Here is a 12,295-nt window from a genome sequence, read left to right as displayed (position 1 = left end):
AGCGGGCGCCGGTCGCGTCGGGGTTGTTACAGCCACGCCCGCACCCTAGAACCGGGGCCTCGAGTGGTCCAAGACATGATAAACCTGGACTCCATAGTCGGCTGCTATCGAGGTCTACGCTGGCGGGCGTGCAGTTCCACCAGCTCGCCTATTTCGTCGCCGTCGCGGAGACCCGCCATTTCACCCGGGCCGCGCAGCGGATGCATGTGGCGCAACCCTCACTGTCCCAACAGGTTCGCGCGCTCGAACAGGAGTTGGGCACACCACTGTTCAACCGCGCTCGGGGCAACATCAGCCTGACCGCGGCGGGGGAGACGCTGCTGCCGTTGGCGCGGCGCATCCTCGCGGACACGGAGACGGCTCGCCAGCGCGTCAACGAGCTGCTCGACCTGCGCCACGGCACGGTCCGCCTCGGCGCGACACCGAGTCTGTGCACCGGCTTCCTGCCCGACGTGCTGCGCCTGTTCCACCAGCGCTACCCGGGCATCCGCCTGCTGGTCGAGGAGGGCGGCTCCCGTGACCTGGTCCGCGACCTCGCGGGCGGCGACCTCGACCTCGCCCTGATCATCCTGCCGCTGCAGAGTTCCGACCCGGCGCTGGCCACCTCCCCGCTCATCCGGGAGAGCCTGGTCCTGGTCTCCTCCCTGGACGAGCCGCCGGTTGTCACGGGTCGCTCGCTGACCGTCGCCGACCTGCGCAACCACCCGCTGGTCATGTTCCGGCGCGGCTACGACCTGCGCGAGGCCACCGTGACGGCCTGCCGGGAGGTCGGCTTCGAGCCGACCTTCGCGATCGAGGGCGGGGAGATGGACGCGGTACTCGGCTTCGTCGCGGCGGGGCTCGGCAGTGCCGTGATCCCGAGCATGGTCGCCCGCCGGCTCGGCATGCGGGTGACCCCCTTCGTGGCACCCGGGCTGCAGCGCACGATCGGGTTGGCCCGGCGCCGCGACGTCGAGCCGACCCGCGCCGCCCTCGAGCTCCAGCGCGCCCTGTGGGAGTACCTGCGCCACGCTTCCGCCACCGGCAACCTCCCCGACGGCACCCGCCTGCTCGGCGACCGCGCCGGTCCCGCCCCCGCCCCCTCCGCCGACCCCGTCTCCGCCGGGCTACCCGTCGCCGCCGCGGACCTCACGGGCCTGGCCGGAACCGACGAGTCGAGCTAACGGCAGAATCGCAGAATCGCAGAATCTTCGAGAAACCGGACGGCCGCTGGTTGGACATCGCCGCCGGCCGGCTTTTCCCCGTTGACCGGCACCGGGGATGCCCGCACCGGTGAAACCAGTACCGGTGACACGCGTACTGGTGGTGGTTTCAGTCGGTACTGACGGCGATCCGGGGAATCGGCGCATCAGGGCTCCCAGGGAAGTCCGTCTACGGATAATCAGGTTCGGGAATGGTGGCGCCCGGTTATCGTCCCGTGGGTGCCGGCGGTGGCCGTCGCCGCGGGCGACCGGCGAGATCATCGTCGCTCTCGGCGACCGACAGGGGGTGGGCTGATCTCGCCCGGGCGCGGCGGGCGCCACGAGCGGGGTGCGGATCGTCGCACGTTCCGTGGTGGGTGGTGGGCGGGCGGTGAGCCCCGTCAGGACCGGCCCGAACGGCGCGGGGGGAGATCACCCTATTCCCTCACCCGCTGTCACATCTCCCACATCCGGAGAATGCACTCCGGAAGCTGAAATATTGCTAACTTATCAATAGCCGCACATCGGGTGGCCGCACATCAGGGTTCCGATCGTGCGGATCGCCGCCGGGGCCGTCGGCCTGGCCGCGTCCATCGCCCGCACGGGCGCCGGTCCGGATGACCGTTGCCGTTCGCCGGGCACCGCCGCGTCAGGCGCGAGGGCGTTCCCCCGTCGCCCTCATCCAGCCGATCCGGTCCTCGACCAGGGCAGGATCGCGACCCCCGTTGGAGGGATGTATTGAGCATCGGTGAGGTCCGGCTCGACGTCGCCACCGCCAGCCCGCCGGCCCGACCGGCCGAGCAGCTCCGTACCCGCTGGGTCGACCGTTTCCTCGGCTCGGACCCCGGCCTGAACCGGTTCCGGATGGCGCTGCACTGCGTCATCACGATCGGCGCGATCCTGCTCGTCGAGTGGCTGTTCGTCCGGGCCACCCACGCGCTGCAGATCGACACCCACGGCGCGCACCTGCCGGCGGCGAAGGCGGCCGCGGTGGCGGCGGCCAACCACCAGTACCAGGTCATCGCCATGATGATGGGCGCGCTGATCGGGCTGATCTCGGTCTTCGGGGTGATGGACGCGACCGCGCGGGGCCAGCTCGTGACGATGCTCCTGCTGCCGGTCCCCCTGGTCCCGATGCTCGTGCTCGGCATCAGCCTCGCCGATCACCGGACGATCTCGCTGATCGTCCTCGCCCTCAGCCTGGCGGTCGGCACCTACTGCCGGCGTTTCGGCCTGCGCGGCTTCATCGGCGGCATGCTGCTGTTCATGGGCGTCTTCCTGGGGTTCTTCCTCGGGGCAGGCGTGTCGCTGGGTGACCTCGGCTGGCTGTGCGCCGAGCTCGGGGTGGGGCTGGCGGTGGCGATCATCGTCCGCTTCGTGCTGTTCTACCCGCATCCCGCGAAGGCCCTGCAGCGGACCCAGCGTTCCTACGCCGCCCGCGCCCGCAAGGTGGCGAAGCTGGCCCTGGAGCTGTTCGAGGACCCGGAGCACGGCGAACGCCAGGAGCAGCGCCTGCAGCGTCAGCTCGTCCGGCTCAACGAGGCCGCCCTGATGATCGACGCCCAGCTCGGCGATCCCGCCGCGGTGGCGGACGGCTCGTCGGGCCAGCTGCTGCACCAGCGCCTGTTCGACGTCGAGCTGGCCCTGACCAACGTCGCCCGGTTCGCCCAGGCCATGGCCCGCCTCGGCCTGCCCGCCGACCAGCTCGCCGAGGTCCGCGGCGCCCTGAACGGGATCCTCGACCGCGACGCCGAGGCGGCCAACGCTCACGCCCGTGCGCTGATCGAGCTGCTGCGGGCGGTCGACCACGACCCCGATCCCCTCGCCGGCAGCCGGGACCGCACCGCGGTCGTCGTCGTGCACCGCTTCGCCGGATCGGTGCTCGCGCTGACCGAGGCGATGGTCCAGTGGCTCGCCCTGGGCTCGGCGAAGGCCGAGGACGGCGCGGCCGCGTTCCAGCCGTCGGTGATGCTGTTCGGCGGCTGGCTGCCGGGGTCCGCGGTGCCCAGCGCCGTGGCCTCGCTGGAACGGGGCGAGCGTCCCGGTGGCAGCATCCGGCTCGCACCGCACGTTCGGGCGGCCATCCAGATGGGCGTCGCGGTCGCGGCGGCGATCGCGCTCGGCGACCTGTTGTCGGGCCGGCGGTTCTACTGGGCGGTGATCGCCGCGTTCATCACCTTCATGGGGGCGAACAACTCCGGCGAGCAGGTGCGCAAGGCGCTGTCCCGGGTGATCGGCACGCTGGTCGGCATCCTGATCGGCTCGGTGCTCGCGCACGCGGTCGGCCACGACACCGCGCTGTCGCTCACGGTCATCTTCGTGTCGCTGTTCCTCGGCTTCTACCTGATGCGGATCAACTACGCCTTCATGGTCGTCGGGATCACCGTGATGGTCTCCCAGCTCTACGTCCAGCTCGACGAGTTCTCCAACTCGCTGCTGCGCCTGCGGCTGGAGGAGACCGCCCTGGGCGCCGGGGTCGCCATCGTGGTCGTGATGGTGGTGTTCCCGCTGCGTACGCGCCGAGTGCTGCGGGTTGCCCTGCGGGCGTACGTGCAGGCGGTGGCGGACCTCGTCGAGCACGCCAGCGCCCGCCTGCTCGGCGACCCGGTCGGCGGCGACACCGCCCTGCGGGCCGACGCCCGCGCCGTCGACGCCGCCTACCAGGGCCTGGTCGCGACCGCCCAGCCCCTGCGCCGCAATGCGGTCGGCGGCATCGACGAGGGCATCGGGGAGGTCATGCGCCTGGCCACCGCGTCGCGCAGCTACAGCCGCAACCTCGTCCACGACGTCGACAGGGCCGGCCCGCTCGACCTCGGCAGCCGACGGGAGATCAAGGGGGCGACCGCGACCCTGCACGAGTCGCTGGACGTCATCGCCGCCGCGCTCAACGGCCCGCGCGACGCGACCTACACCCGCTCGTCGGCGCTGCTCGACCGGGCCGAACGTCGCAGCGAGGAGCAGGCCGGCACCGTCCACGACGGCCAGCTCGCCATCCGCGACCTCAAGCTCATCGACGGCGCCATGGCCCGCCTCGCCGAGACGATGTCCCTGCGCATCGCCGACTACGACACCGTCGGCGTCGGCTGACCGGGCCCGGCACGGCGGGTACGACCCGCCGTGCCGGGAGCCGTCCGTGGGGCGGCCCTCCGAAACCCACGGACCACGGCCCTCGCTGCTCGTGGATTGGGTTGCCCGTCTCGCAGCCGTCACATCAGGGGCTCAGATTTTCTCCGGCCGTGGCGATCGGTGTGCTCTACGGTGCCCGATGCCGAACGACGTTTCGATGATTGCGGATGTTCGCCCCAGGAAGGCACCGGGCAGGCGTCACGTACGACCACCCGTACGGACTGTGGTGGCTGCGAACCGCATCAGAAGATGGAACCTCACCTCTACATCTCGTAGAATAACCGCAGGCAGCACATGTTCGGTCACGCATAAGCGTGGAGCGTTGCGGAAAGTAAGGACTCTGTCCGCGAAGAGCTAGGATGCTGGGACTGTGATCTGGGCCGCGACACGAGTCGGGCGTGCGGTGCGCACCGCGACCGTGGCCGGCGTGGCCGTCGGACTGGCGACGGCCGCTCACCTCACAACCTGTGCTCGGCCGCCTTCGCTGCCGGTTCTGGGGGTAGGCGCGGCGCTGGCCGCGCGGATCTGCTGGGGCGTCGCCGACCGGCCGATGTGCCGGCGACGCCTCGCCGGGCTCATGCTCTCCGTTCAGGTGGGGCTGCATGTCGCGTTCACCCTGGCCATGCCCACCCACGGCGCGAGCCGGAGCGGGGGGCTCGCCGGCGAGGTCGGACCCGGCGGGACGGTCGGGCATTCCGGCGTGAACCTGCTGCCCGGAGGACCGGCGATGGCCGCAGCCCACCTCGGCGCGGCCCTCCTGCTCACCTGGTGGCTCGCCATCGGGGAACATGCCCTGTGGCGGGTGACCAGCGGCGTCGTCCGGGTGGCCCGGCGAGTGGTCAGGCGGCTGCGCCGACGCCCGAATGGAACACGCCGGCCCAGGCCGGGCCGCGCAGCGTGGAAGCCGGCAACCAACCGACCGGTTCGCCGCCTTGTGCTGCTCCGCCATGTCGTCATCCGCCGAGGGCCGCCGGTTCCCGGCACAACCTGACCGGCTGCCGAGGCCTGTCCCACGGCCTACTGCCGACACTGCCTCGAGCGGACGGGCGACCGCGGGGACGCTGACGGATCGGCCGGGCTGTGCCCCGGCGTCCTGCGCGCTCCGTCGAGATGGATGGGCGTTGCTCGCCGCTTCACGCCGCTGGCGCCTGAGCGGCACGCGTTCGGCCTCTGGAAGGCCGTACTCACCGGTTGGGTATCTCCTCGTGCCCGCAGGTAGCCGAACCCCGTCTGCGAGCCGTGGGCGGCCCCGGTGGGGTCGACCCATGGCCGTGCTCACGTCTGCCCAGCCAAGGGAGACTGTTGTGACGCACTGCAAATACATCTTCTCGCCTGGTGAGGATCTTTCGCCTTCCGCGAGTTCTTCCCCGCCCGCACCGAGCCAAGGGGCCCCGGATTCGAGCCGCCCGCGGGCAGCTACCCGTCAGCTCGGCGCCGACCGCGTGATTCGGTCCGGACACGGCGGGAGGCAGGGACCCGTCCGCTCTCACCGATCGCGGCTCGGGCGCCGAGGATCCCGGGTGCTTGCGGCGTCGATCGCGCTCGTAGCCTGCTCCGCGGCGGGCTGCGCCGACTCGTCTGCCGTGGCACACGACGCTTCCGCCGGTGCCCCTGCGGCGGCCAGCCCGGGCGGTGGCCTGTCGGGGGACAGGAACGCAGGCGGCGGCCACGGATCCGCGGCCAGTGGTTCGGCGGACTGCCCCACTCCCGTGAGACCGCCGAGCACGCCGCGCCGGGTGGTCACCCTGGACGGCGGCGCCGCCGGATTGCTGCTGCGACTCGGCCTTCTCGACCGGGTGGTCGCCACGGCGGGCAACGACTTCTTCGCCGCGTACCCGACCGGTGACCGGACCCGGCTGAACAGGATTCCGCTGCTGTCCGACCGGTTGCCCAACCGGGAGCAGGTGATCGCCGAACGACCCGACCTCGTTCTGGGCACCTCCACCCTGGAACTGGGCGGGTTTCCCGGCACACCGACCGCCCGGGACCTGTCCGTTGCCGGTATCCCGGTCGTCGTCGCCTGCGCCGCACCAACCGGGACGCGGGTGCGAGACCTGGCCCCGACGTGGCAGTTCATCCGGGACACGGCCCGTGCTTTCGGTGTGGAGCAGCGAGGCGAGGCGCTGATCACCCAGCTGGGGGCGGAGATCGCCCCGGCCCGTGCTCTGTTCGAAGGAAGGCCCCCCGTTCGCACACTCGTGCTGTCCGCGGCGCCGGCGGCGGGGCAGTCGATCGGCACGATTGGCGGCGGTGGCCTGGCCAACGGCATCGTCTCCCAGGCCGGTGGGGCGAACATCTTCGCCGATCTCCCCGGTGACAGCGCCAACGTGAACCTCGAAGAGGTCGTCGCCCGCGACCCGGAAGCCATCGTCGCCATCACCTTCGCCGGGTCCGCGAAGGCCGCCGACCTGGTCAGCGCCATCCTGGCCAGCCCCCAGCTAGCCCGGATCACCGCGGTCCGCGAGCGGCGGATCGTCACCGTTTCCAACACGGTCTTCCTGTCCCCGAGCCCCCTGAACGGGCAGGCCGTCACCATGGTCGGCGCGGCCCTGCATCGGTCGGCCCGGTGACCGTCACCGCCGCGCCCGGCGCCACCCGAACCACCGCGACGACGCCGCACGGGTCACGGAACGGCGGTTTGGCGGCAGCCGTCCCGACCGCCGTCGTGATCACCGTTCTGGCTGGCACCCTGGCGGTGTCGGTCGTCATGTCCGTCGGACTCGGCCCGGTCGCGGTGCCGGTCGGCGAGGTCGTGGGGATACTGCGGGCGCACGTTTTCGGCTCGGGTCACATCACGGGGCCGACGGACATCATCGTCTGGCAGCTGCGGGCCCCCCGGGTGCTCACGGCAGCAGCCGTCGGTGCGGGTCTTGCGCTGGCCGGAACAGTCACGCAGGCGCTGGTGCGCAATCCGGTGGCAGACCCGTTCATCCTCGGGCTGTCCTCGGGAGCGAGTGCCGCGGCGGTGTTCGCCCTGACCGTGCTGAGCGCAGTGACTCTCGGAACGATGACGCTGCCACTCGCGGCGTTCGGCGGGGCGCTGCTGGCGGGGGCCGCGGTGTTCCTGGTGGCCCGCACCGGCGGGGTGTTGGCACCGGCCCGCCTGGTACTGGTCGGTGTGGCCGCCGCGCAGCTGCTGGACGGCGTCACCTCCTTTCTGCTGCTACGTACCCGCAACGCGGACGCCCAGGCGCAAGTCCTGTTCTGGCTGCTGGGCAGTTTCTCCGGGGCGCGCTGGGACCTGACCGTGACCGTCGTGCTGGTCGTCGGTGCGCTCGCCACCCTGCTGCTGCCCCTCGGTGGCCGGCTCAACGTCCTCGTACTCGGGGATGAGGCAGCCGCCGCGCTCGGCGTGGACGCGAGCCGATCTCGAGGGTTCCTGCTCGTACTCGTCGCCCTGCTGACCGGCACGGCGGTCGCGATGTCGGGAGCCATCGGCTTCGTCGGCATGGTGATCCCGAACCTGACCCGGCTGCTCGTGGGCGCGGACCATCGGCGGGTACTTCCCGTCGCCGCGCTGCTCGGTGCCATCGTCCTGGTCTGGGCGGATACGGCGGCCCGCCTCGTCCTCGCGCCGACGGAGCTGCCGGTCGGCATCCTGACCGCGGCGATCGGGGTGCCCCTGTTCGTGATCACGCTACGCCGTGGTGCGATCGGATCGGCGGGTGTGCTGTGAGGTTGTCCATCGCTGGAGTGACCGCCGGATGGACCTCTGTGCCCGCGGTCAACGGCATCGACCTCACTGTCGAGGCCGGTGCGTTCGTCGCTCTCGTCGGTCCCAACGGGAGCGGTAAGTCGACGATGCTCAAGACCGTGTACCGGGCGCTGCGGCCTCGTGCGGGGTCGATCCTGCTCGGCCCGGACGACCTGTGGCGGGCGCCGGCTCGACAGGTCGCCCGGGCCGTCGGGGTTCTCGCCCAGGATCAGCACGGCGGGTTCGACTTCACCGCGCGGGAGTCCGTCGGCCTGGGGCGTACGCCGTACCTGGGGATGTTCGACCGGTTGCAGGAATCCGACTGGACCGTGGTGGACCAGGCGCTCGACCGAACCGGCTGCGGCCCGTTCGCCGATCGCCGGCTTTCGACGCTGTCCGGCGGGGAGCGGCAACGGGTTCTGCTCGCTCGGGCGCTCGCCCAGCAGCCGCGGCTGCTCGTGTTGGACGAGCCGACGAATCACCTGGATCCGTTCCACCAGCTTGATGTTCTGGAGCTGGTACGCAGCCTGAATCTGACCGTTCTGGCTGCCCTGCATTCTCTCGACCTGGCCGCCGCCTACGCGGACACGCTTGTGGCGCTACGTGCCGGCCGGGTCGTCGCCGCCGGGCCGCCGGCCGTCGTACTCGGCGCCGAGGTCCTCCGCGACGTCTTCGACATCGACGGATTCCTGCTCGCGGACCCGTTCACCGGTCGCCCACGCCTGATCGGGCGACCACGCTGCGTCTGCCCACAGCGCCCCTGCCTGTGGAGCTGCCATGGCCGCCGCCCAGCGCCGGCCGCCGGCTCGGTCCCGACCGAGGCCGGGCGGGCGGCCGGGCGGGAGGAGGCCGGGCGGGAGAGCGAGGAGAAACGGAATCCGTGCTGAAGCCGCAGGGTGTCCCGACGGCGTGGTCAGACCGCAGCGTGGGCCTGGAAATGGCTCGGCCGGCCGTCGCGCGTCACCAACCGGCCGAGCCGCTGCGCGTCCGCGCGTCGCATCAGTTCCGAGGCGCCGTCCGCCCGGCGCAGAACTGTGGCGTGCCACGGTGTCATCCAGGCGTCGGAGCTTTCCAACAGGCGGATGCCGAACTTGGACGTGCCGCGGCGCTGGGGATGGATCGACAGACGCACCGCCCGCGGATGGTGCTCGGCGACCAGCCGCCCCCAGGCTCGACTGCGGCCGATGACGCCATAGGCCCGCTGGCGGCACTCACGCTGCAGTGCCGACCGGCTGCCCACAAACTCGGCGGTGTCCTCGACCAGAAATCGGGTTATGCCCTGGTACAGGCGGCGGGTGTCCTCATCGGATCGCACCTCGGCCCGCAGCTGCTCGGAGGTCGGTCCATAACGCCTGCTGACCGACGACCGCTTGTCGTCGTAGGGAAGGTCCCCGAGGATGTCGCGCAGGCTGAACAGGTCGAGGTGACGGAGTCCCTCCTCGTCGATCAGGGCGCTCAGCGCATCGGAGGTACCCAGTGCGTGATTCTTGCCGAGCCGGTGGTCGTTCAGCGCTTCGTGGGCTGCCCGGTAGCCGGTGACCAGCCAGCCGATCACGCCGCTGGGAAAGCGGACCCGATGAACGGGTCCGGTGGCGCGCAGTCGCCGATAGAGGGGGTAGGGATCGCGCTTGTACTGGGGCCCGTACAGGGGGATCGGATCGGTCGGTGACATGGGGACCTCCTGGGATGCGGTCCGGATGGTCACGGAGTGGTTCGACGGCGGTGAGTCCGCCGGGTGTCAGAGGGTGAGTTCCGGGTGGTGGTGGTCGAGCCATAGGGCGAGGTCGACAACGCGTTCGAGGCTCAGCCGCTGACCCCACTCCAGCCGCTCGGGCGGCCCGTCGATCAGCGGTCGGAGGCGACTCACGTCGGCCAGGTCACGCACCCGGCCGCCGTGGGCGTCCAGGGCATCCAGGGCCATCGCCTGCAGCCCACGGTTGTAGTCGGGGTGGTGGGTGGTCGGGTAGTGGTTCTTCTCCCGGATCAGGACCGACTCGGGGCAGCGGCCGGCGCCGGCCGCACGCAGGAGGCTTTTCTCCCTGCCGTCGAAACTTCTGACCGCCCAGGGGACGCCGAAGGCATACTCGACGAGTCGGTGGTCGCAGTACGGCACGCGCACCTCGATGCCCTGGGCCATGCTGAGCCGGTCCTTGCGGTGCAGGAGCTGACGAAGCCAGCGAGTCAGTGACAGGTGGGCCATCTCGCGCTGACGGTGTTCGGTCGGGTCCTCGCCGTCGAGGTGTGGCACAGCGGCGAGAGCGTCGCGGTAGGTGTCCGCCCGGAACTCCTCGATTCGCAGGGTGGCCGCCAGATCTGGATGCAGCGGCATCGCCGCTTCGTCGCCGGTCACCAGCAGCCAGGGAAAGGTCGGTGCCGACAGCGCCGCGGGCGAGTGGAACCACGGGTAGCCACCGAAGACCTCGTCTGCGGCTTCGCCCGACAGGGCCACCGTCGAGGATTGGGCGATCTTCCCGAACAGCACGTAGAGCGAGGTGTCCATGTCGCCGACCCCGATCGGTGAGTCACGGGCGGCGACGACGGCCAGCCGGTGCTCGGGGTCGAGCAGTGTGTGGGGGTCGAGCACGACGGTGCTGTGGTCGGTGCCGATGTACCGGCTCGCTTCCACGGCGTACGGGGCGTCGTGGCCGGTCCGCAGGACGTCGCCGGTGAACTGGACGGCCTGGTCGCTGTAGTCGACGGCGAAGGAACGGATGCGGGCGTGCGGCCCTTCGCGGCGGCGCAGCTCGTCGGCGAGCAGCGCGGTGAGAACGGTGGAGTCCAACCCGCCGGACAGCAGGCTGCAGAGTGGGACATCCGCCTCAAGCTGGGCGGCGGTGGCGCGCTCCAGATGGACGCGTACCTGCTCGACGGCCGCCTGGGGTGAGACGGCAGCCATCGCAGCGGCATCCAGTGCCCAGTAGGTCCGTTCGGTCAGGCCGTGCGGGCCGAACGTGGCCAGGGCACCGGGCGCCAGCTCCCGAACCCCCGTCCACACCGTCGGTCCGGTGTTGAACAACAGGCTGTAGGCCTCCCGCAGTCCGTCGGCGTTGACCCGGGGGCGCACCAGCGGATGACAGAACAGCGCCTTCGGTTCGGATCCGAAGACGACGCCGCCGGGGATCTCGGCATAGAACAGGGGCTTCACCCCCAGTCGGTCGCGGACGAGCAGCAGGCGCCCCGCCCGCTCGTCCCACACCGCGAACGCGTACATCCCCTCCAGGCGATCAACGAGAAGGTCGCCCCACTCCAGGTAGGCGTGCAGAACCACCTCGGTGTCGCTGCGGGTGCGCAGGGTGTGGCCGCGCCGGACGAGCTCGCCCCGCAGCTCGTGATGGTTGTAGATCTCGCCGCTGTAGGTCAGGACGGTCTCGGCTCCGTCCTGGTCGCTGACCATGGGCTGGACGCCGCCCACAAGATCGATGACGGCGAGGCGGCGGTGACCGATCGCGGCGTGGGCGCCGACCCAGGTGCCGCCCGCATCGGGCCCACGCCGCCGCAGCGTGGCCGTCATCGCCTCGATGACCGTCTTCTGTTCGTAGTCGTCCTGGCCGAACGACACCCACCCGGTGATGCCGCACATGTCGGGCCTCCTGTTCTCTGCGGGGCCGGCGGGGCGAATGCGGCCTCGTCGGATTGCACGTGGCAGGGCTGGCCGAAGCAGGGCCTCGGGTCAGCCGATCGGTGGGCCGGCGGGAACGGGCGGCTCGGACGGCACCAGCGGCGCAGCCGGGCGTGGGCGGGCAAGCAGCAGCACGGCTGCGAAGGCGGCCAGCGCGGCGATGCCGAGCCCGATCCGGGTGCCGGCCTCAGCTCTGCCACCCAGCGCCCAGGCGGCAGTGGCCACCGCCGGGCCCATGGCGAAGCCGAGGCTGCGGGCGAGCTGGACGATCGATCCCGCGGTGGCGATCCGGTCCGGTGGCGCGGCGGTCATCACCAGCGTCTGCGCCGGCCGCCGTACAGACCCATGCCGGTACCGGCGAGTGCGAGCCGGACGGCCACCTCGGCCGGTGACCATGCGGTGCCGAGGGGTGCCAGGAGCACCAGCCCGACGGTGGTCAGCGCGGCGCCCGCAACTGCGACTGGCCGGGAGCCGGCCCGGTCGGCCAGGCGCCCACCGATCGGCCCCGCGATGCCCATGGCGACCGGGAAGGCAAGCAGGGTGAGGCCGGTGGCCTCGGCGCTGGTGTCGGCGTCGCGTGTCTGGTGGTGGCGGCGTGGGCGGCCGAGCTGGAGGGGCCGTGCTCGGGTGGCGGGTCGGTTCGGTCGAGCGGAGCCCGTCTACCCCGATGGCCCC

The 12,295-nt window shown here is 71.5% G+C and carries 9 protein-coding genes and 1 pseudogene; 6 read left to right on the top strand and 4 right to left on the bottom strand.

Annotation, left to right across the window (positions count from 1 at the left end; translation table 11 throughout):
* The first annotated feature begins 128 nt into the window (after positions 1-128).
* From FRAAL_RS24600 to FRAAL_RS24575, 6 genes are all read left to right on the top strand, one after another.
* Positions 129-1,163, top strand: coding sequence for a LysR family transcriptional regulator (locus FRAAL_RS24600; protein WP_011606729.1), 1,035 nt, complete (start codon positions 129-131; stop codon positions 1,161-1,163).
* A 756-nt stretch (positions 1,164-1,919) separates the two neighbouring features.
* Positions 1,920-4,268 (top strand): FUSC family protein, encoded by a 2,349-nt coding sequence (locus tag FRAAL_RS24595; RefSeq protein WP_041939743.1) that lies wholly within the window; start codon positions 1,920-1,922, stop codon positions 4,266-4,268.
* Positions 4,269-4,734: 466 nt separating this feature from the next.
* Positions 4,735-5,298, top strand: a complete 564-nt coding sequence (locus FRAAL_RS33310) for a hypothetical protein (RefSeq protein ID WP_162137492.1) — start codon at positions 4,735-4,737, stop codon at positions 5,296-5,298.
* A gap of 745 nt (positions 5,299-6,043) precedes the next feature.
* The gene (locus FRAAL_RS33305; RefSeq protein ID WP_011606726.1) at positions 6,044-6,877 is read left to right on the top strand and encodes an ABC transporter substrate-binding protein; all 834 of its coding nucleotides are present in this window, start codon (positions 6,044-6,046) and stop codon (positions 6,875-6,877) included.
* A 68-nt stretch (positions 6,878-6,945) separates the two neighbouring features.
* Positions 6,946-7,983 carry a FecCD family ABC transporter permease gene (locus FRAAL_RS24580; protein ID WP_157734153.1) on the top strand — a complete coding sequence of 346 codons (1,038 nt, stop codon included), beginning with the start codon at positions 6,946-6,948 and terminating at the stop codon, positions 7,981-7,983.
* A 38-nt stretch (positions 7,984-8,021) separates the two neighbouring features.
* Positions 8,022-8,888: an ABC transporter ATP-binding protein gene (locus FRAAL_RS24575; protein WP_197537225.1), complete on the top strand. Its 867-nt coding sequence runs from the start codon at positions 8,022-8,024 to the stop codon at positions 8,886-8,888.
* 26 nt (positions 8,889-8,914) lie between these two features.
* Here the strand turns inward: FRAAL_RS24575 and FRAAL_RS24570 are convergent, their stop codons facing one another.
* The 4 genes and pseudogenes from FRAAL_RS24570 to FRAAL_RS34355 form a co-directional block, all read right to left on the bottom strand.
* Positions 8,915-9,556 carry an L-tyrosine/L-tryptophan isonitrile synthase family protein gene (locus FRAAL_RS24570; RefSeq protein ID WP_197537224.1) on the bottom strand — a complete coding sequence of 214 codons (642 nt, stop codon included), beginning with the start codon at positions 9,554-9,556 and terminating at the stop codon, positions 8,915-8,917.
* Positions 9,557-9,739: 183 nt separating this feature from the next.
* Positions 9,740-11,581, bottom strand: coding sequence for an asparagine synthase (glutamine-hydrolyzing) (asnB, locus tag FRAAL_RS24565; protein WP_011606722.1), 1,842 nt, complete (start codon positions 11,579-11,581; stop codon positions 9,740-9,742).
* 90 nt (positions 11,582-11,671) lie between these two features.
* Positions 11,672-11,932 carry a hypothetical protein gene (locus FRAAL_RS34360; protein ID WP_011606721.1) on the bottom strand — a complete coding sequence of 87 codons (261 nt, stop codon included), beginning with the start codon at positions 11,930-11,932 and terminating at the stop codon, positions 11,672-11,674.
* A pseudogene (locus tag FRAAL_RS34355) lies at positions 11,932-12,177 on the bottom strand (hypothetical protein); the annotation flags it as partial. The pseudogene FRAAL_RS34355 and the gene FRAAL_RS34360, both read right to left, overlap by 1 nt.
* Positions 12,178-12,295: the final 118 nt, after the last annotated feature.

Origin of the sequence: Frankia alni ACN14a (assembly GCF_000058485.1) — a bacterium.
In the GTDB taxonomy this organism is placed as follows: Bacteria; Actinomycetota; Actinomycetes; order Frankiales; family Frankiaceae; genus Frankia; species Frankia alni.
The sequence above is the reverse complement of the archived record's forward strand: the minus strand, read 5'-3'. Positions and strand labels throughout refer to the sequence as shown.